General features: G+C 57.9%; 17 protein-coding genes. 9 read left to right on the forward strand and 8 right to left on the reverse strand.

Annotated elements, in window-relative coordinates; translation table 11 throughout:
* Nucleotides 1-116: 116 nt before the first annotated feature.
* Genes HS103_18340 through HS103_18350 form a run of 3 tightly spaced genes read left to right on the forward strand, consistent with a single transcriptional unit; the run spans nt 117 to nt 3,257 of the window.
* Nucleotides 117-1,211 carry a M20/M25/M40 family metallo-hydrolase gene (locus tag HS103_18340; GenBank protein MBE7514755.1) on the forward strand — a complete coding sequence of 365 codons (1,095 nt, stop codon included), beginning with the start codon at nt 117-119 and terminating at the stop codon, nt 1,209-1,211.
* Nucleotides 1,208-2,242: a hypothetical protein gene (locus HS103_18345; GenBank protein ID MBE7514756.1), complete on the forward strand. Its 1,035-nt coding sequence runs from the start codon at nt 1,208-1,210 to the stop codon at nt 2,240-2,242. Before HS103_18340 ends, HS103_18345 begins: the two co-directional genes overlap by 4 nt.
* Nucleotides 2,243-2,246: 4 nt before the next feature.
* Nucleotides 2,247-3,257 (forward strand): M20/M25/M40 family metallo-hydrolase, encoded by a 1,011-nt coding sequence (locus HS103_18350; protein MBE7514757.1) that lies wholly within the window; start codon nt 2,247-2,249, stop codon nt 3,255-3,257.
* 177 nt (nt 3,258-3,434) lie between these two features.
* Here HS103_18350 and HS103_18355 read toward each other — a convergent pair whose 3' ends face one another.
* Complete coding sequence (locus HS103_18355) at nt 3,435-4,118, reverse strand: GntR family transcriptional regulator (GenBank protein ID MBE7514758.1); 684 nt, start codon at nt 4,116-4,118, stop codon at nt 3,435-3,437.
* Nucleotides 4,119-4,204: 86 nt separating this feature from the next.
* On the opposite strand from HS103_18355, the gene HS103_18360 reads away from it, so the two are divergent.
* The 5 genes from HS103_18360 to HS103_18380 all read left to right on the forward strand — a co-directional run bounded on the left by HS103_18360 (nt 4,205) and on the right by HS103_18380 (nt 10,451).
* Nucleotides 4,205-5,335: a succinylglutamate desuccinylase/aspartoacylase family protein gene (locus HS103_18360; protein MBE7514759.1), complete on the forward strand. Its 1,131-nt coding sequence runs from the start codon at nt 4,205-4,207 to the stop codon at nt 5,333-5,335.
* A 146-nt stretch (nt 5,336-5,481) separates the two neighbouring features.
* Complete coding sequence (locus HS103_18365; protein ID MBE7514760.1) at nt 5,482-7,647, forward strand: YfhO family protein; 2,166 nt, start codon at nt 5,482-5,484, stop codon at nt 7,645-7,647.
* A gap of 109 nt (nt 7,648-7,756) precedes the next feature.
* Nucleotides 7,757-8,542, forward strand: coding sequence for a sugar phosphate isomerase/epimerase (locus tag HS103_18370; protein MBE7514761.1), 786 nt, complete (start codon nt 7,757-7,759; stop codon nt 8,540-8,542).
* Nucleotides 8,543-8,776: 234 nt separating this feature from the next.
* Nucleotides 8,777-9,619 (forward strand): MBL fold metallo-hydrolase, encoded by an 843-nt coding sequence (locus HS103_18375; GenBank protein ID MBE7514762.1) that lies wholly within the window; start codon nt 8,777-8,779, stop codon nt 9,617-9,619.
* Nucleotides 9,620-9,647: 28 nt separating this feature from the next.
* Nucleotides 9,648-10,451 (forward strand): class I SAM-dependent methyltransferase, encoded by an 804-nt coding sequence (locus tag HS103_18380; GenBank protein MBE7514763.1) that lies wholly within the window; start codon nt 9,648-9,650, stop codon nt 10,449-10,451.
* A gap of 477 nt (nt 10,452-10,928) precedes the next feature.
* Here HS103_18380 and HS103_18385 read toward each other — a convergent pair whose 3' ends face one another.
* The 3 genes from HS103_18385 to HS103_18395 all read right to left on the reverse strand — a co-directional run bounded on the left by HS103_18385 (nt 10,929) and on the right by HS103_18395 (nt 15,897).
* The gene (locus tag HS103_18385) at nt 10,929-12,086 is read right to left on the reverse strand and encodes a Gfo/Idh/MocA family oxidoreductase (GenBank protein ID MBE7514764.1); all 1,158 of its coding nucleotides are present in this window, start codon (nt 12,084-12,086) and stop codon (nt 10,929-10,931) included.
* Between the two features lie 357 nt (nt 12,087-12,443).
* The gene (locus tag HS103_18390) at nt 12,444-13,895 is read right to left on the reverse strand and encodes a hypothetical protein (GenBank protein MBE7514765.1); all 1,452 of its coding nucleotides are present in this window, start codon (nt 13,893-13,895) and stop codon (nt 12,444-12,446) included.
* Nucleotides 13,879-15,897 (reverse strand): glycosyltransferase family 39 protein, encoded by a 2,019-nt coding sequence (locus tag HS103_18395; protein ID MBE7514766.1) that lies wholly within the window; start codon nt 15,895-15,897, stop codon nt 13,879-13,881. Before HS103_18395 ends, HS103_18390 begins: the two co-directional genes overlap by 17 nt.
* Before the next feature lie 100 nt (nt 15,898-15,997).
* Here HS103_18395 and HS103_18400 point away from each other — a divergent pair, with 100 nt between their 5' ends.
* Nucleotides 15,998-16,795 (forward strand): SIMPL domain-containing protein, encoded by a 798-nt coding sequence (locus HS103_18400; GenBank protein MBE7514767.1) that lies wholly within the window; start codon nt 15,998-16,000, stop codon nt 16,793-16,795.
* A gap of 115 nt (nt 16,796-16,910) precedes the next feature.
* Here the strand turns inward: HS103_18400 and HS103_18405 are convergent, their stop codons facing one another.
* The 4 genes from HS103_18405 to HS103_18420 are packed head-to-tail and all read right to left on the reverse strand — an operon-like array spanning nt 16,911 to nt 20,398.
* Nucleotides 16,911-17,297 carry a RidA family protein gene (locus tag HS103_18405; protein ID MBE7514768.1) on the reverse strand — a complete coding sequence of 129 codons (387 nt, stop codon included), beginning with the start codon at nt 17,295-17,297 and terminating at the stop codon, nt 16,911-16,913.
* A gap of 25 nt (nt 17,298-17,322) precedes the next feature.
* Complete coding sequence (gene solA, locus HS103_18410; protein MBE7514769.1) at nt 17,323-18,456, reverse strand: N-methyl-L-tryptophan oxidase; 1,134 nt, start codon at nt 18,454-18,456, stop codon at nt 17,323-17,325.
* Nucleotides 18,457-19,236: an ABC transporter ATP-binding protein gene (locus HS103_18415; GenBank protein MBE7514770.1), complete on the reverse strand. Its 780-nt coding sequence runs from the start codon at nt 19,234-19,236 to the stop codon at nt 18,457-18,459.
* Complete coding sequence (locus HS103_18420; GenBank protein ID MBE7514771.1) at nt 19,229-20,398, reverse strand: ABC transporter permease; 1,170 nt, start codon at nt 20,396-20,398, stop codon at nt 19,229-19,231. Before HS103_18420 ends, HS103_18415 begins: the two co-directional genes overlap by 8 nt.
* Nucleotides 20,399-20,657 lie beyond the last annotated feature (259 nt).

Below are 20,657 nucleotides of genomic sequence, written 5' to 3' on the forward strand. Positions count from 1 at the left end.
CCGTCCACCCATTCTCGTCCCATTTCAAACCGCCCTCGTTTCATGTTCCCGCAAATCATTGCCGGTTGGTACAATGTTCCTAAAGACCTGTTTTTTGTCTTTTGAAAGTAGGGTTTATGCCTTTTGATGTATCTGAGCATTTGAAAACGCTGATCACGCTCCACGCGCCGTCGGGATTTGAAATGCCCGTCGCCCAGGCATTGCGTGAGGCGTGGACACCTTATGCCGACTCGCTGACGATAAGCCCTTTAGGGGCGCTGACCGCTCTACGGCGCGGCACACAGACAGAGACGGCGGAAACGCCGCGTCGCCGTGTGTTGATCACCGCCCACATGGATGAGATCGGGATGCTTGTCCGCAAGGTGCGCGATGGTTTTCTACAGGTCGTCTCCTTAGGGGGTATTGACCCAAGCACGCTGCCTGGGAGTTCCGTCCTCGTTCACGGACGGCAGACGCTTCCAGCGGTGATCGGTGCGCCACCGTCATGGGCGCTCCCCATCGATGCCCGCAAACGTTTTCCCACCCTTGATGAACTGTACATCGACACGGGGCTACCGGCGGCGGACGTCGCAGCGCTGGTGCGAATTGGTGATCTGGTCACCCTTGAACAGACGCCATTTTCGCTTGGGGAAAACCTTTTGAGCGGTAAGGCAATGGATGATCGCGCCTGCCTTGCGGCGATCACTGTGATGCTCGATCACCTTTCGCGCCGCTTGCATGAATGGGATGTCCTTGCCGTTGCTGCCGTTCAGGAGGAAGTTGGGGCAAATGCGATGGTGGTGGAAACCGCCCATCTAAAACCGGATATTGGGATTGCCCTTGATGTCACCTTTGCCACCCAACCTGGGGTCATTGGGGAGGGGGCATTCAAGCTAGGTGCGGGTGTGCCGATCAGCTTGGGGGCAAACTTTCATCCCGCCCTATACGAAGCGATCCGAGAGGCGGCAAAGCGCCTAGAGATGGAACTGCCCGTAGACCCTCTGCCTATGCACAGCGGAACGGATGCGTGGGACGTACAGGTTGCCGGAGAGGGCGTCCCAACGGCGCTGTTAAACCTCCCCATTCGGAACATGCACACGGCAATTGAAACTGTTCATCTGACCGATGTGACGCGCTTGGGGCGCTTACTGGCAGAATTCGTCTGCGGGCTAACGCCTGAGTTTATGGCGACCATCGTTTGGGAAAAAGCGAAAGAAGAAAACCCCTCATGAGCGACCTAAAAACGCATCTCAAGGCGCTTTCCGAAGCGCTTGCCGTGAGTGGGGACGAGGCGGAAGTACGCACCTTGATCCGCGAGTGGATCACGCCCCATGTCGATTCCTACACGATTGACGCACTGGGCAACCTGACAGCAGTGAAAAAAGGGACGGGCGACTCAGCGCTAAAGGTGATGATCGCCGCTCATATGGACGAGACAGGCTTCATGGTCACAAGCTGCGATGCTGGACTCTGCGATGTGAAACCCATAGGCGGGCATGACATGCGTTTTGCCGCAGCGAAGCGGGTTGCTGTGAGTGGTGCGAAAACACCGGGTGTCATCCTGCATGTGCCGATTCATAAAACACATGGGGAGGGAAGCCCACCTGACCCCGATGGAATTACGGTGGATTTGGGATCGGGAAGCGCGAAGGCGGGAGACCGAATCGCTTTTGTGGGCGATTATGCGGAACTTGGCGAGACGGTGATCCGAGGGAAGGCGTTTGAAAGCCGTGCCGGATGCGCCATCTTGCTTGAACTACTGGCGGGTGAGCCACTGCCCGTTGATCTGATCGCCGCTTTCACCGTTCAGGCACACGTTTATGGACGGGGGGCAAAGGTGGCAACACAACGTTACCGCCCTGATGCAGCGATCATCCTGCGGGGATCGGCATGTAACGATTTTCCCGCCGAGGAAGACGCCACGCCGGATGATGAGAACGCCCCCCGTCTGCGGCTTGGGGGGGGCGTTATCTTGGTGGGAAAAGAGAGTTGGATCATCACTAGCCGCCCACTGGGAACACACCTTCGCCAAACGGCGCTCACAAACGGGATCGCTGTTCAAGCGGAGGCAGCCCACACGACTTTTAGTGAGATTCAAAGCGTTGCCAACAGCCCAACAGGGACGCCCACGATGGCCGTAGCAATTCCCATTCGCTATCCGCAGAGTCCAAACGGCTTGATCGACAGCCGTGATATGGACGCTGCTGTTCACCTTTTGCGTACCGCCCTTCGCACGTTGACCGCCGAGTCCTTGAAAGAGTAACCCAATGACGATTGATCTTAACTTAATTCGCAGCCTTGTCGAAGCGTGGGGTCCCTCTGGACGGGAACAAGGCGTGCGGGCATTGATTGAAGGCTATGTGAGCGACCTTGCTGATGAAATGCGGGTGGATACCGCCGGAAACCTAATCTGTCGGATGGGACGGGCGGGCGAAGGCGGCAAGAAGATTATGGTTGCCGCCCATATGGACGAGATCGGGATGATTATCAGCCATGTCGATAGCAAAGGCTTTGCCCGCTTTGTGAATGTTGGCGGCTTGTTGACGAACACCCTGCACGGAAACCGTGTCCGTCATGAAAACGGGATGATCGGTGTGATCGGCTTGGACGATGGCTTGAACTTCGGACGGATCACCGTCCCTCCCCTCGCTGAATTTTTCATCGATTTCAGTGATGGGTCGGGCGTACCACAGGTACAGGTTGGGGACATGGCGACGCTCTGGCGAACGATGGATGTCAATGGGACACGGGTGATCGCCAAAAGTTTGGATGACCGCATCGGCTGTGTTGTAGCAATTCAAGCGATGCGGGCGTTGAAAGGAAAGACCGTCCCCAATGAACTTTACTTCGTCTTTACCACCCAAGAGGAAGTGGGGATTCGTGGGGCGCGGGTGGGGGCATTTGGGATCATGCCTGATTTGGGCATTGCCCTTGACGTGACAAGCTGTGGACACCTGCCTAAGCAAGGGCGCGGCTCATCAGCGCGGATGGGTGGTGGTGCATCAATCAAGGTCTTTGACGTGGGGCATATTGTCCCCGTCTCCGTGCGTGATTTGTTCATTCGCCGTGCCGAAGAAGGGGGCATCCCCTATCAATTGGAAGTGCTGACCGTTGGTTCAACGGATGCAGCGGCAATTCAGGTGACGGGTGGGGGTGTTCCCAGTGGGACGATCTCGATTCCCTCGCGCTTTGTCCACACGACGAGCGAGACAGTGGATGTGCGGGATGTGCAAGCCTGCGTTGATCTACTGGTGGCGGTGACGGCAAATCCTATTTAGTTCCTAACCTCAAAGATTTCTAGAAGAACCTCTAACCCCCGTCTCCTTTCCTCGCTGGTAGGGGAAGGGGGTGAATGCCTTCTCTCTCTGTGTACGGAGAGAGTGCTAGGGAAGTATAGTCAAGCTCAGTGGGGGTTATTTCTAGCCCGATGGTGTAACCTCTGACGTGTTTTTACGCTACGAAGCAGTCTCACGACGGGCGAGAAACTCCATCAAGGTTTGGCGGCTGCGGTCAATATGCTCTTTCATCAACCGTTCGGCGTTGGCTGGATCGTTGTGGGCAAGCGCTGCCAGAATGCCTTGATGTTCGGCATTGTCTTTTTGTTCGCGGTCTGGCGGATCACTCTCCATCGGCAGGTACTGACTCCACAACATAGTCGGAAACCACGTCCAAATCGCCCGCATAGTGCGGATCAGGTACTTTCGTCCAGAAGCTTCGACAATTCCCAAATGAAAACGCTGGTTCAGTTGGCGCACCTCTGGCAGGCTCTCACGTCCCGAAAGGGCAGTCATCTGCTCATGGAGTGTGCGTAATTGGGTAATTTCTATTGGCGTGATGCGCGTCGCCGCTGTCGCCGCCGCCAAACCCTCCAAGTCGATTCGCATCGTGTAAATATCAAGTAAATCTTCCATGGTGAACTCGACGACCCGCACCCCACGATAGGGGATATGTTCTACCAAGCCTTCTGCCTCAAGCTGTTTCAGCGCCTCCCGAACCGGTGTAAAACTCGTCCCTAGCTCTCGTGCTAGAGGGTCTTGCCGAATCCATGTTCCCCCTCGTAGGCGACCCTCTGCAATCATCCGCCGAATGGCATCTGCCACCCGTTCCCGCAGTTGGACATGATTTCCGCTCTCGGTCATGGAGTCGCCTCGTTTCGCCTTTCCCGTTATTTATATATATATTATATATAATTTCCAGAGACAGGTGGAGTAGGAGAAAAAATCGAGTGACCGCATTACGACCTCTCATTGACGCAGAGGGAATCACCATTGGAACGGCGAAAAGCGCCCCCGGCAGCTATGCTTATGGGGAGTTTCGCGCCTTAGACCTTCCTAGCGGCGGGACGGAGGTGTTTCCCGTCGTCATTGCGCAGGGGGAACAGCCCGGCCCGATTCTGTGGGTGACAGGCGGTATTCATGGCGATGAATACACCGCCTTGGGGATCATCCAGCGCCTTCTGACGCCCGAGCTTCCCAAGCAGATCAGTGGGGCAGTCGTCTTTATTCCCACCTTGAACCCCGCCGGCTTACGGGTTGGCGAGCGCTACGCCTATTATCAAAAACGGCAAGACCCCAACCGTCTTTTTCCCGAACCGCGCCACACCCCCCCCGCCGAAGATGAAGACTCGCTTCATCTTTTAGAAGGCGCTTACGCCCGTCTTTTTGAGGTGATTAAAGCAACAGCGTCCGCCTTGATCGACTTTCACAATTACTCTATCCAATCGATCCCTTTTGTCTTTCGTGATCCTGTCTACTATTTCAAAGACGATGAGAGCGATAAAGGCGCGGCACAAACGCTTTGGAATCAAACTGAAGCCCTTATTCAAGCCTTTGGTTTCACTGCCATCAATGAATTTGCCTCTCGCTCCTACCTGCGCAAGAGCCTGCATCGCTCGGTAAGTGGGGCTGCCCTCCAAGTGGGGCGAATTCCCGCCTTCACCGCCGAGATGGGCGGCTATCTGACGATTGATCCAATTATTGCCGATGCCGCCGCTGCCGGCACTCGCAACGTGATGCGCCAGATGGGTATTCTTGGCGGCGCACGGGAAACTCTGACGGGCATTACCCCGCTCGCCCTTGATTACTCCGTGCGCCGCACGCAAGCCATCCATGTACCCCATACGGGAATCGTCCGCTTTCTGATTCGCCCCGGCGTGTTTCTGCGGGTGGGCGATCCAGTGGCAGTTCTGACCGATATTTGGGGGCGTCCGCTGACGAGTGAGGCGGGGGTGATTTGTGCCGATGAGGAAGGCTATGTCATTGGGTTGTCACAAGGGGCAGCCTTTTATGAAGGGGAACATCTTGTTAGTTTGGCAATCCGTGATGAGAGTAACCCCGTCTTGCTTTACCCAGATTAGGGCGCATTGCCTTTCCAAGCTCCAAAGGTGAGCGATAGCCCCATGCTCAATGGTGGGGTCGCCCCTATGGGGGTGCTAGGGTACGATTGTGCCGGAACGAGAGCAGGCTGTGCCTTCGCTGGAAGCGGAACAGGGAACACATCATCATGAACGGCTTACCATCGGAAAAGCGGGATCGGTTCGTCACTGTTGGCGTCTTTCTCGCCGCCCTGATCGTCCTCTTTCACCGCCTGCTGCTTGGTGAGGTGCTGTATTGGGGGCTACCCTCCCTCCAATTTTACCCCTGGCGCGAATTCGGCTTTAGCGAAGTCCTCGCCGGACGCCTGCCCCTGTGGAATCCCTACAATGGGGCGGGGGCGCCGCTCTTGGCAAACTATCAAAGCGCCTTGCTCTACCCCCCTCATTGGCTGCATCTGCTCATTCCCGACCCCCGCCTGATGGGGTGGATAGGGATCGGACATACCCTTTGGGCGGCGCTTGGGATGTGGCGCTTTGCCGGACGACTTGGCGCAGCCCCCTTAGGGCGCGGCATAGCCACGTTAGCCTTCCCGCTCAGCACGGCGCTGATCACCCGCTTGGGGACGATCCCCATGCTGGAGGTTGCTGCGTGGCTGCCCTGGCTGATGCTCTGCGTTGAGGGCGTCCTCAGCGAGGAAACGCCGCAAACCCGCCTCAGCGCATGGTGTGGGCTGGCGCTCAGCGCGGCATTCATGCTGCTTGCCGGACACGCCCAATGGGCGTTCTATGGGCTGCTCTTGGCGGGCGGTTATGCCCTCTGGCGAACACCCCTTGAGCGACGCCCCCTTCGACGCCTCACCCTCTGCGGCGGCGCGGTGGCGCTGGCAGTGGGCATCGCTGGAGCGCAGCTGCTCCCCACTGCGGAGTTGCAGCGGCTTTCCCAACGGGCGGAGGGCGTCACCGAGGCATTCGCCCTCAACTTTTCATTCTCCCCTTTTCAGATATTCACCCTCCTCTACCCCGATTTTTACGGGAATCCCGGGAAAGGTGTTTACAAGATCGGCGGGGCATTTTTCGAGGTTGCCGCCTATATCGGCGTCTTTCCGATGCTGCTCATCCTTGTCATTGGTTGGCGAACCATGTGGCGAACGGTATGGCGCGGGGGGCGGCGTCCTAAACAGGCGGCGGGAGATGGCAAAGACGCCCTTCGTCTCTTTTTCGGGGGCGTCGCCGCGCTCTCGTTCCTCTTGGCATTGGGACAGTTCACCCCCGCGTTTCCCTTTTTATATCGCCATGTGCCAACCTTTAGCCTGTTTCAAGCACCTGCCCGCTGGCTTTTGCTAACCGTCTTTGCCCTTGTCATGATCGCTGCGCTCGCCCCCTTAAAGGGCGGGCGGCGCGTCCGCTTTTGGGGGCGCTTGGGCGTCGTCTTGGGGCTAGGGATGGCGCTCATCAGCCTGATTGCCGCCAGCCTTGCCGCCCTCAGCGGCTTCGCGGCGGATATTGCGATGGGTGTGTTTGGGTTGGGAGCGGCAGTTGCCGTTGGCTCGCTTGTCTTTGTGGCGCAGCCCCTCCCCGCTGCGCCGGAGCAGGCGCAGCAGCGCTGGCGGTGGGGCGTTTTGGTGCTGCTTGCCGTTGATCTCGTCTGGGCAAATTGGGGGGCAAACCCAACCACCGCCGCCGCCTTTTACTCCCCCCGTCCCAACACGAGCGAGGGGCGGGGCGTTTGGCTTGAAGCGGACATCAGGGCGACTCAGTTTGATACCTACCTACGTCTTGATAATTACAGCGCCGTGAGCGCCGCCGAGAGCCTAGACGCCTACCGAGGGGCAGGACTTCCCAACCTGAATCTTCTGGATCGCCACCCCCTGCTCAACAATTTCGATCCCCTCCGCCCCTCGTGGCACGAAACCTTCATGGCACAGTTCAACGATCCAGCACAGCGCGAGCAACTAGAACCCCTCGCCGGACTTGGCGGGGAGCGCCTTTGGATCGTCCCTCGCGGCAACCCCACCGAGGATCGGTTGCCCCCTGTCGGCTATGGTAGTGCCGCGATCATCACTGAAACGCCGTTGGCGCTGACGATCACCGCCGACTCCCCCGACGGGGGCTGGCTGATCCTTGCCGATACCGATTATCCGGGGTGGGCGGCGTGGGTCGATGATCACCCCACACCTATCCAGCGGGCGAACGGGGCATTTCGGGCGGTGGCGCTCCCCGCTGGCAGGCATACCGTCCTCTTTCGCTATGAGTCCCGTCCCTTTCAGGTGGGGGGTATCCTCAGTGGCACGGCACTGGCGGTTTTGATTGTTGTATGGGCGGTGGGACGACTGATGATCCGTCGCACCCCGTAGGGACGCCCCCTACGCCCGCCCTTTTAGAAATTGGTGTGGCAAGGGCGCACAAGGCAAGGGATACTCTGCCTGTTTCCCTTGCCCACCTGAGTCTAAGGAACGTCCCGCCATGCGTTATGATTCGATGCACGCCCCCATTGCCTTGCAGCTTTATTCCGTCCGTGATCGCCTCAGCGCCGACTTCGAGGGGACGATCCGCACCATCGCCAGTTATGGCTACCGCGCTGTGGAGACGGCGGGTGTCTACGGCGAATCGCCCGCCCGTGCCGCCGTCCTTTTCAAGGAGTTAGGAATTCAGGTGGTCAGCCTTCATGCGGCGGTTGATCCTGACGATGCGAGCAAACTGGCACAGGTTGTCGAAAGCGCCGCCGCGTTTGGGGCGAAAACGATTGTCCATCCCTGGTATCCCGCCGAACACTTCACCACCCTCGATGGCGTAGAGCGCATTTGCGAGCAGTTGAACCGCAGCCATGCGCAGTTGGCTGCGGCGGGGCTGACATTGGCATACCACAACCACCATTTCGAGTGCCTTTCCCTCCCCGATGGGCGGCTGCCCCTGTTGCACATGAAAGAGCGCCTCGATCCGGCAATCCTCTTTGAAGTGGATACCTATTGGGTACAGACTGCTGGCGTAAATGTGATTGCCCTGTTGGATGCGCTTGGGGATCGTACCGCTCTGCTGCATATCAAGGATGGCTCAACCGAACTCGATCAGCCAATGGTGGCGGTGGGCGATGGGGTGATGAATTTTCCCGCGATCCTTGCTGGCAGGCAAGTTTCCGCCTTGATTGTGGAGTTGGATCGCTGCGCGACAGACATGCTGGCGGCTGTTGAAAAGAGCTACCGCTATGTAAGCCAACTCGTCGGGCGGTTGGGAATGGGGGATGGGGCATAGGCAGGTGTTTTTTTTGACAATTTTTACTATGCGCGGTGCTGTGAACGCCCCAGGGGGCGACCCTACGGGGTGCGGGGGTTAGGCATTGGGCAATGTCGTTTAGACAGCCTTATCATTAATCATGATTGCAGCGGGCAAGTTGCTTGACGGCAGCCGTTCTAATCACTATACTGTGCGCCCATTCGCTGAGGTCTGATCGTAGTCGTTCGTTGCAGTCGTGGGATAAGGCGAGTTATGCATCGTGAGCGCGTCGCAGATGACATTTATGTATTCACCAGCGAACGGTATGCCCAAGTTACCGCTGGCATTGTTCTCACCACCGATGGCGCCGTTCTCATAGATACCCTTCTTTTTCCCGAAGAAACGCTGGCACTTAAGCAGTATGTCGAAACACGCCTTCGCCAAAAAGTCCGCTATGTGATCAATACCCATTACCACGCTGATCACACCTATGGGACGTATTTGTTTCCCAACGCGACGGTTATTGCCCACGCCAAATGTGCCGATCTGCTGGAAACACGCGGGCGGGCGGCGTTGGCTGAGGCACGGGTGGGAAGCACCGAACTGGCAGAGGTAGAGGTGATCCTCCCCCAAGTTGTTTTCAACGAGAGTGAATTCTTACTGACTATTGGCGATAAATCCTTTCAATTGACCCACACCCCCGGACACAGCCCCGATTCGATCTGCGTCTTGGTGCGTGAGGATCGCGTCCTCTTTGCGGCGGATACACTCATGGCGATTCCCTTTTTCGTGGATGGTGATTACAGCGCCTTCCGCGAGTCTTTGCGGGCGATTCCCTATCAGCTTTTGGAAAATATTGTTCAAGGTCACGGTGAGGTTGTTTTGCGTGGCGAGATCGAGGGCAAGATTCGCAGCGATCTGCGCTATCTTGAGGAAGTTCGCAAACATGTTGAGATCGCCCACAGTAAGGCAGACCCTGAGAAATATTTCGATGGCATTGACCTTGAAAAGTTTGGTAAAAGCCGGATTCTGTTGGGCGGCAAGGTGCGTGCGCTTCATAGAGCAAACCTACAAGCACTCTACCACCGCCTCTATGATCACGCCTCAGCGGGCTGATCCCTCACACCCCAAACGAGTGCCGACGATGGGCGACAAACCGAATCCAAAGGATCCGAGCCTTCCACCAGATTATCGGGCAGCCTTTTTTACCGCTTACCACACGACAAACGATCTCCCCACCACCGCGGATCCCGCCACCTATGCGGCGGCGGCGCGACAATATGCCGGACGCTGGGCGCAGTGGCTGCCCTCCGAAAAAAATGTCCCCATCCTTGATCTTGGCTGCGGGGCGGGGGAGTTCCTTCATTTTCTGTGGGGGCGAGGCTATCATACTCTCTATGGCGTTGATTTGAACGCTGAGGGGCTTGCCTTAGGGCGGACCATGGGCTTGCCCAACCTTAGCGAGGGCAACCTGATTACCTATTTGGTGAATCACCTCGCGGCGGAGCGTCCCCCCTTTGGGTTGATCGCCGCCTTGAACGTTTTTGAGCATTTGCACAAGGCGGAGATCATCACCCTCTTGGGGCTGATCCGGCGGGCGCTGACGCCTTCGGGTCGGCTCATCGCTGTGACCCCCAACGGACTCTCCCCTTTTGGCGGGGCAACACGCTACTGGGACTTCACCCACGAGACGGGCTTCACGCCAGCCGCATGGCGTCAGTTAGCGCGTCTGACGGGCTTTTCCGCGCCGATTTTTGAGGAATATGGGGCGATCCCTCATTCATGGCGAGGGCGGCTTCGGGCGCTTTTGTGGCAGCTGATCAAAACCGGAATCACCCTCTATGATCGGGTGGAGATCGGCGCCCCCCGCGATGCCAGCCGCGTCTACACGGCGGATATGAAGATCATCCTCTCCTCCCGTCAGGGTAGCGGTGCGGACGCGCTGTAGCGTGTCCCTACAGGGGATGCGGGGGGGTAAAACACGGGGCGACGAGCGCATACAATGCGCCGCTACCAAAAACAGGGTTTCGGTCTTTCCTTGCTTTCAGCCCCGTCCTTTAGGTCTTGTCCGTAAATAGAAAAGGACCATCTGCCAAGAAGGGGAACCCTCAAAAGAGACCAACTAGGTTGTGTTGACGTTTTTGGTTCAGAACCCCTATCCGCCCCGGTTACTGCGCAGCAGTCGCCTTTTCCCGCAGACAGGGAAAGGGGGAGAGAGGCCCGGTCTCTGTTTACAAAGTGGGGGTTAGGGCTTCCAAGCCCCGAAGGGGTGATTGCTTTCAGCCCGCTGCTTTAGCGGCGGGCGCTCACGGGTGGCGATGGGCGCAAGCATTGCGCCCCTACAAGAATTACCCGATCACCAGAACCTAGCCTGTGGTAACGTTCTAACCCGCCATTCCGCCCGCACCTTCGTAGGGACGCCCCCTCAGTCTACGGTGATGCGCGTCCCTGTCGCGGCGGAGTGCAATGCCGCCTCCAAAACCTTGGTAGCGACGACGCCATCCTCAAAATTGGGGCGAATTTCCGTGCCGGACGCCACCGCCTTCAAAAAGTCAACGACGGCATGGGTGAATTCATGCTCATAGCCGATGATATGACCGGGGGGCCACCACCCCTCCATATAGGCATGACCGCGCTCTGTTGCCAGAATGTCACGGAAACCCTGTGCATAGGCGGGGTCGTCGGCAGAAAAATACTGAAGTTCGTTCATCCGCTCAAGGTTGAACAGCAGACTTCCCTTGCTCCCGTAAATCTCGAAGGCGTTGTAATTTTTTCGTCCAGTGGCAAAGCGCGTCGCCTCAAAGGATCCCAACGCACCATTGGCAAACTTGACGACGAGGAAGGCGGCATCTTCCACGGTCACCTCGCCCCTCGAGGTAGTCTCCCCGCTGCCCGCGCTAAAGGTTGCCGCCCCCTTGCCGGGGAGTGGGCGCTCCTTCACAAAATTTGTGGTCATTGCCATTACGGTGCTGATTTCCCCTACCAAAAAACGCGCCAGATCGATGCTGTGCGAATTCAGATCGCCGTGTGGTCCCGATCCGGCGGTTTCTTTGCGTAAATGCCATGTGAGCGGAAAATTGGGATCGACCACCCACGATTGAAGGTAGCAGCCCCGCCAATGAAAAATCCGCCCGATTTTGCCCTCGTCAATCAACTGTTTTGCCAACATAACGGCGGGGACGCGGCGATAATTATGATTCAGGTAATGGACGATTCCGGCACTCTTTGCCGCCTCATACATGCTCTCCGCTTGGGCAAGGTTCAGCGCCAGCGGTTTTTCGCAGAAAATGTGTTTGCCCGCTTTTGCCGCTGCCACCGCCACCTCATGATGAAGGTGCGTTGGGAGGGCAATATCCACGATATTCACATCATCGCGGGCAATCACCTTCCGCCAATCGGTTTCCACCGCTTGCCAGCCCCACCGCGCAGCAAAAGCGGCAAGGGCGTCGCCATCTTGCCCACAAGCAACCTTCAAGACGGGGTGAAGGGGAACATCGAAAAAACGGGGCGCGTTCAGCCATGCGCTGCTGTGCGCCTTGCCCATAAATTTTGTGCCAAGAATGGCGATATTGATTTCGTCCACATTCCCTCGTTGTAACACCTACAGCATTTTTCAAGGAGATTGACCCCTTAGTGGTTGACAGTCCCGCTTATCACGATATACTTACCAATGGGCTAGGCGGTGGTGATCTAAAGCGTAAACGAACGACGCCCGCCCTTCTTGTAAGAAGGCTGGTTGCAGCCCAACCAGTGAGGGTACTGCAATAGAAACACTGACTACCTCTGTAGGGGCGACCCCACGTGGTCGCCCGCCTGCTATCTCCCCACCACACCCCTGTAGGGATGCCACCTGGGGGCGTCCCTACAGAGGGCTGGCTTTCCCCCTCAGCCTTGCGGGCTAGGGGGTGAGGGCGTTAAATGGAATGCGGATGATGGGCGACTACTCCTTGAAAGGACACATCTCGGCAAGGCTGTAGGTACGGTTGGCATAGCCATAGCTGTTCAAATAGATCAGGGTTTCAGGGCGGGCGGGCAGCGCGGCAACTGCGGCGGCGCACGCCTTTCCCACATTCCGCGTTTTGTTCAGCGTATCAATGAAGGCTTGCCCAATCACAACGTAGCCCTCGCCCGGTGTGCCGGGGGGATTTTCCGTTTTGATCCGCTCTAGGGTGAGCGTTGCCGTCCGGCGCTGCTCGTTGAACGCCTGAATCAACATTTTTCGATAGGTGGCATATGCCTTCAACATGATCGCCTCGTTGGGGAGATTCCATGCTTGAAGATTGCGCCCCAAACGAACGGCATCATACTTTTCTAAGGCTTCTTCCCATGCTTGCAAGGTGAACAGCGTATCGGCATCGTGGACGGCGTGGATCAGGTAGGCAGCCGGTGGGAGCGCCGTCATTGCCATACGGTAGACACTCCCATCCCAATCCCAATAATCCACCGCCTGCCGCGTCGGTCCAGAGCTTGCCGTCAGCGCCGGATTGTAGGTGACGGTAAGTTCCAACACGCCGTCCCCGTCGGGGTCGCCAATGCCGACTTTGCCCCCCGTCGCGTTGATGGGAATGGTGTTCAGCGTCTTAAAGACGCCGAGCGTCGCACTCCACGAATAGATGTTGGCGATCAGGTCGCAGCCAAGCGCCGTACAGGTGGCTTGGGTAAACACGAGTTCGGCGCGGGCATCGCCGTTCATATCGCCCACGCGCTTTAATTCGGGGAGGATCACCGTTGGGCTATAGACGGTGTTGAACAGCAGCCGATAGCCCCCCTGCGCACAGCCATAGACAAGCAGCACGCCGGGCGATGCCTGCCCTTCCACAAACGCCAACGGGTCATAGAGAGCGATCACGATCTCGGCAATACCATCCCCGGTGAGGTCAGTATCGGCTTGGACGAGCGCCCCCTCGCGGATTGACCCCCAACTGCGCAAAACACCCTCCAACAACGCGGGCGAGCCGCCCACCGAAAGGTATTGACCGATTGCCTCTGGGTACTGGGTGAAAGAGACGGGCTTATCCGGCGGGAGCGGCGACGCTGGATTTGGGCAAGCATCCGGCACATAAAAGGGGAGGTTTGGGGTGGCGTTTGCCGCCGCCGTCGCCGCGATGACGGTTGCCGCCAAGACGGTTGCTGTTGCCGCCGGAGCGACAATCTCCCCGAATGGGATTGGCGTTTGGCGTCCGGGGGCGGCGTTTGTCCCAATCATCACCGAGACGCGCCCGCCGGGGGTGGCGGTGGCAAAAGGTTCAGGCGTGGGCGTTGGACGGGCAGGGCGCTGCCCAACGACATCGTTTAGCCCGCTGCACGCTAAGCCTGTCGCCACCATGAGCGCCACCAGCATGGCAATCCGCCGGCGCTTCCCGCCAATCATGTGCTTACCACGATTTGACATAGATCATCCCAATCGGGAGCAGGGTATCCGGCGTCACGCCCGGCGCCGTCACCCGCACCCCATCCCACCACTGGTAAACGGAGAGCATGATTGCATAATTCCCTGTGAGCAGGGGATAGGGAAGGGTCAGGGGGCGTTCTTCTACATAGTATTGCCCCACCGTCCAGCGCGAGGTAGCCGGATCGCCACTGAGCAGCGCGGGTGCGCCGTCGGCTTGCGCGGTGACGCCCTTGCCTTCCTCCCAGAAATACACGCCGATGCTGAAATCGCGCTCTTGCGGGGCGGCGGCTGACCACCACAGGCGCACCCGCACCGTATCACCCTCCCGCCAGACAAGGGGGAGTCCAGCATCATTGAGCAGTTCTGCCCCGTGAAAGCGAATCCCGTTCACAAACATAATCCCCTCTGGGTTGGGCGGGGCTTCGTAGCGGGTGAAGGTGAACACCACATCGCCAAAGGTTTCCCCTTGGGCGCGTCCGTTTTCAGCCCGAAGGCGGTAGTCCTCACGCCCTTTTCCGGTAAAGGTGACCAGCCACAGGCGCGGATAGCGCTCTGGGGTGGCGTCGATCTGCTCCGCTGTGACAAAGGTCAAGCCGCCGTGTGGGAAGTAAGCGCGGGTGAAGTAATCCCATTCCTCGGCGTCAATAGGGATGCAGCCAGCACAGGTCAGGTCAAGCAAGAGCGCATCCCCATCGCGGTGACGTCCTTGCAGTTCGCTGAACATGGTAACGAAGGGGAGGCGCTGTACGGTCTCGTAACGCTCATCGAGCGGCAGACGGTCAAACATCCCAACGGCAAACACGGCGGCACAGGCGATGAGCGCCGGACGCGGCAAAAGCGCCAACCCCGCCCCAATCCACAAGGCAAAGCCCACCATAACCCACGCAAGGTGGCGCGCCTGAAAGCCATCAATCCCCGCCGCAATCCACAACAAGGCAACTGGCGCCAGCACCCATGCGGTCATGGCAAGCATGCGCCGCCGAACTCCCCACCGATCCCAAACCAGCGCGGCGGCGATCAGGAAAAGGGCGATCCATAAGGCGGGCTGCCCACCAACATAATCCAAATAGTGATTGACCAAACGCTCTCCGGGGGGTACATAGGGAATGTATTTTTCGACAATCTCACGCTTTTGGCGAATGGCATCCAGCTTGGAAAGCGCCTCCGGCAGACACAAGAACGCCGTGATTGCGGCGGGGATCAGCCAGCGGCGGATGAATTCCCACAGTGGGCGGCGGTTCGTGATCAGGGTATAGAGTCCGATCATTGCCATGCCGAAGATCGCCGTGTTATGGACGTAAAACATCCCCGCCATGACGACGCCGAGGCACACCCCCCGCAGCCGCGAAGGGTGCGCCTTTTCCATATAGCGCAAGGCAAGGATCATCGCCCACACCCACACCGTCAGGTGTAAGACGTAGCCGCGCACCACCGTGCTGAGCAAGATCATGTAGGTGAAGGCGCTGAACGCCCCCGCCGTGAACACCCCTGCCCGCGTCCCAAAGAGCCGCATCCCCAAGCGGTAGACGAGGGCGACGCACAGCAGCATCGTGAGGATCGTTGAGAAGCGCATGGCAAAGGGGCTGATTCCGGTCAGGACGCGCCAGCCATGAACAAGGAGGAAATGCGCGGGGGGCCAATCATAGCCGACCCAATCGAGGGTTTGACGTACCGTCCCAAGCGTGATCCAGACCGTCCATACCTCATCTTTTTGGAGGTTGAGCGTCTCAAGGCGCAAAATACGGCTAGCAGTGACCAACAGCAAGATGCCGACCATCGCCCACAACGCCCACCGCGCTCGCTGCGGGGAGAGTGGGGAGGTAAAGGCTAAACGGAGATGGGGAAAAATTGCCTTGCTCGTGAACATATCATTGCAGTACCCTCGCTGGTTGGACTGCAACCAGCCTTCTGACAAGAAGGACGGGCGTTTATTACTTTCCCCCTTGATCACTGCCACATGCCCATCGGTAAGTATATCATGACGATCAGGGGCGTCAACCAATAAGGGGGTCAGTTTCCTTGAAAAATGTTGTAAGCGATTCCGCGGCGATTCACAAGAAAACCATTCCGCCTTCGTTATTGACTGTTCAGGAGGATTAATCATGGTTACCAAGCGTATTTTCCTTGTTGTAGCGGCATTTGTGGTGCTGGCTGCCCTCTCCCTGTTTCCCTCGGCGCGGGTGGGGGAAGCCCTTGCACAAGGGGGAACATTCGACGAACCGGGGGTGATTACCGTCACCGGAAGCGCCGAGATTCGCGTTGTCCCCGATGAGGTTGTTCTGACGTTGGGGGTAGAGAGTTTCGCCAAAGATTTAAAACTGGCGACATTAGATAACGATACGCGGGTGGCAGCGGTGCTGAAACTTGCCGAGACATTCGTCATTGCCGCCGAGCAAGTAAAAGTTGATTTCATCACTGTTGAACCGCACTACGTCTACAACAGCGGCGAGGTCAAATACCGCGATGGCTATTTTGTCCGAAAGACCATCGTCTTTACCTTGAAAGATATTTCAAAATTTGATGCGCTGCTCTCAGCAGCGCTTAACGCCGGCGCGGATTACGTCCATGGGATTGATTTCCGCACGACGGAACTGCGCAAGTACCGTGACCAAGCGCGGGATTTGGCTATCAAAGCGGCGCAGGAGAAGGCAGAAGCGCTTAGCGGGGCATTGGGACAGACGATTGGACGCCCCACCTCGATTCAAGAGTATGGCGCGGGGTGGCAGTCCTTTTATGGCTCATGGTGGGGGAGAGGAAACACAAATAACATAAGTCAAAACGTGATTCAATCGGTGAGCAGCGATCCTGCCCCCGAAATCGAGGGGACATTTGCGCCGGGGCAGATCGTCATCAGCGCGACGGTGGGCGTCACCTTTGAGATGCACACAAACGCCAAATAGGACGGTATATTGGGGAGTGTTGCCCGCCGCTAAAGCAGCGGGCTAGGGCTGTCCACCCCTAGGGAGCTTGAAAGGTAATGTGCTGCGCTGCTTCAGGCTGCTTGGGGTAATTTTTTCACCCTGCCGCCATCGCCTCTACCTCTAACTTCCAGCGTGGGTCAAGAAGCTGCGCACAGACGACAGTTAGGGTTATGGCGTGCGTCCCTAAATACTTTTTCCGCAGCCGGACATTAGCGTCATCGTACTCCGGGCTTGCCAGATAGGTTCTGACCGAGATCAAATTTGTGTAGGTCATCCCTGCCGAGGCAAGAATTGCCCCCAAATACTGCCAGATGATCTCACCTTGTTCCTCAAAGGTTTCGGGCATCGTTTGCCCATCCGCTAAATAACCGTTGAGTCCACTGATAATCAGAAGGCGTGCGCCGCTCGTGATTTCAACAGCATGGTTGTAACAGGTGTACTGGGGATACAGCCCCACTGGGTTGTGAGTGATGATGGACATTTCTGCATCTCCTTTGTTTAGATGTTTAGAGAGTAAATCGCCGCACTGACAGGGCATCTATTGGTAGGGTTGGGGTTTCCCCCCGCGCCAACTGCGCGGCAACTTTACCACTCAGAATCCCAAACTTGAACCCATGCCCCGAACAAGGCGAGGCGAGGATCACGTTGGGATAGGCGGGGTGACGATCCAACAGAAAATGGGAATCGGGCGTCATTGTGTAGAGGCAGACGCGCATCTCCTTCACCGAGGTATCGACAGCGGGCAGGTATGCCCGGACGAACGCCGCCACCCGTTCGGCATAGGCGGGGTCGCCGCTCCGTTTCACGGCGTCGGGATCGGTATCTTCGTGGTTGCAGTGAACGCCAACCTTCATCCCGCTTCCGCGCACATCGGGCAAGCCATAGAAAAAGCCATCATGCCCAATAAACACGGGCAGTTCGCCAAGCCGGTAGCCCGCTCTGGTATCAAAATAGACAACTTGTTCGCGGGTGGGCTGAAAAGGGAGTGCCAGATCAAGCCCGCGCAACAATCCGCTCATCCATGCTCCCGCTGCCATGATCACCGATCCCGCCTCGAACGCTCCGCCCGTCGTCTCCACGCGGACATGATCGGCGCCGGGGAGGATGCGCGTCACCTGTGTGTCGTAATGGAGCGCCGCGCCATGTCGTGCCGCCATTTTCGCCAGCGCATGGACGCACTCCGAGGCGATCAGGACACCCGTTTCCGCTTGGTAGAGGGTCTCCATGGTTGGTGGAGGGCGAAACTGCGGGACGCGCCGTGCCACCTCCTCAGCCGTCAAGACCTCGAAGGGGACGCCTTCGGCACTCATTGCTGCCCGCGTTGCTGCATACGTGGGAATCGACTCATTGCCGAAATCGTAGCCGCCGGTGATATGCAGTAGCCGCCGCTCGGAATCCTGTTCCATGGCTGCCCACGCCAGATATGCCTCGCGCACCCATTGGATGTATAGGGGCGTGTCATAGGCATAACGGATGATCCGCGATTCGCCGTGCGAACTGCCAAAGGTGTGATTAGGGTGGAACTGCTCCAGTCCAACCACGCCGACTCCGCTGCGGGCAAGCTGATAGGCTGCCGCTGAGCCAACAACGCCTAAACCAATGACAATCACATCAAATGACCCAGCGGATGTACCCATCATTCAGCCTCCATGTAACGCCCGTTCATAGGCGCTCAGAACATTCTCGGTTGCCCCATCGTGCTGGATGCGCCCCTCGTGCAGCCAGATGCTCCGTTCGCAAAGCGCACGCACGCTCTCTGCCGCGTGGGAGACGAACAAAATCGTGTGACCATCTGCCTTCAACTGCGCCACCCGTGCGAGGCATTTTTCTTGAAAGGCAGCATCACCCACCGCTAGGACTTCATCTAGAAGGACGACATCGGGCAAGATGTGAACGGCGACGCTGAACCCCAAGCGGGCGATCATCCCACTGGAATAATGCTTGACGGGTGAATCGATGAAGGGACGAATCTCAGCAAATTCAATAATCGCCTCGATAATTTCGTCGGTCTGGCGAGGGGGGACGCCGTGAATAGCGGCATTCAGGTAGATATTCTTCCGCCCAGAAAGATCAGGCAGGAAGCCCGCCCCTAACCCTAAGAGCGCAGCAAAGCGCCCCCGTATGCTGACCGTCCCCTGTGTGGGGGGCATGATTCCGGCGATTAGGCGGAGCAGCGTCGTCTTGCCCGAACCGTTGCGCCCAACAATGGCGACGCACTCGCCGGGCTGGATGCTGAAATGGACATCTTCCAGCGCCCAGAACAAATGGGATTCTAAGCGCTCCCCGCCCCGGTTGAGCAGGCGACGAAGGGCGGTTGCCGCCTCGTGGCGCAGGCTAGGGCGTGACTCCCGACGGGCATAGCGTTTATAGACGTGATCAATGGTGATAATCGGCACACACTCAGCGGCACGTTTAGGCATAGTCGGTTACCCGATCTTTGTTGGCAAGGAAGAAGGCATAGCCCGTGTAGAGCAGAGCCGCCGCCACCACCGCCGGATAGTAGAGCGTCAGAGGATCGGGCGGGCGGGCGTAGAGGATCACATCACGCACACCCTGAATGACCCCCGCCAAGGGGTTGATCAAGACCAGTACGCGGAGATGGTCAGGAATGCTTGCCACCGGATAGAGAATCGGCGTCAGGTAGAAGAATAATTGCAGGATGACGGACACCAGTTGCGGCATATCGCGGACGATCACCGTCAGGCAGCTAACGATGCACATAATCCCTAAAGTGAAGGCGATGAAAATAGCGAGCAGCGGGATCAAGTAGACATAGTAAGCGTTGGGGAAAATCCCATTCAGGGCGTTGACGATGAGCATTGCGCCAAAGGTGAAGATCAGGTCTACCAGTGCCTCCCCAAGTGCCAGTAGAACGGGAATCTCGCGGGGGAGGGGGACTTGGTTTAGCAAGCCCATCTTGGCGACGAGCGCCGTCAGCCCGTTCAGCGTCCCCTGACTGAGCAAACCCCAAAAGACCAAACCAGAGAGGAAGAACGAGACGAACGGCACGCCGAATTCCACCCGCAAAATTTGGGAGAACGCCAGCGCCAAAACAAGCGAGGTTGCCAGAGGCAGCAAAATGATCCACAAAATGCCCAGGAGTGTCTGGCTGTAGCGGGCTTGGATGGTGTAGCGCAGCCACAGCCCCACCAGCGCTCGATTGGTGACGAGAGTACGCAGGTTTGCCCACAACGCGCCGGGCGGCTTGTGGCGCATAAGGCGGTTGGGGTAGGCGACGGTGAGGAGTGCCAAAACAACGCCGGTTATCCCAAAATAGATCATCTGCAATTGGGAGACATCTGGCAGCAGGACGACCACGCCGAGTGCCATCAGCACTAACGAGGTGAGGGTAGGGAGGAGCGTCAGGCGATAACGGGACAGCGGATGCGTCCCTAAGCGATGCGCCATTGCCGTAATGAGGAAAGTCAGCAGCGCCGTGCCGAGGGCGATCCCATAGATCAGCGGCGGGTCGCCTTGATACTCTGCGCCGAGGGAGTTTCCCCAAGGAATCCGCAAACGAATCTGAAGGGCAACGAGGTGCGCCCCAACTAAAAGAGCAAGGTTGGCGAGGAGGGCGATCATAGGGAGGGGATTCTACCATACCTCGGAAAAATCCCCACCCCCTGCATCCCCGTAGGGACGCCCGCCGCTGAAGGCGTGGGCTAAGGCTAACCACCTCTATGGGGCTAGTCATCCGTCAGAAAGATTTCTAAAAGACCCCCTATCCCCCACCCCCTTTCCCCGTACACAGGGAAAGGGGAGAAATTCTGCGGGCGAGGGGGTGAGGGGAAGCCCCCTCAAAGACGTGATTCTCCCTTCTCTCACAGGGAGAGCGGGTACA

This window comes from Anaerolineales bacterium (genome assembly GCA_015075625.1).
Taxonomy (GTDB): Bacteria; Chloroflexota; Anaerolineae; order Aggregatilineales; family UBA2796; genus UBA2796.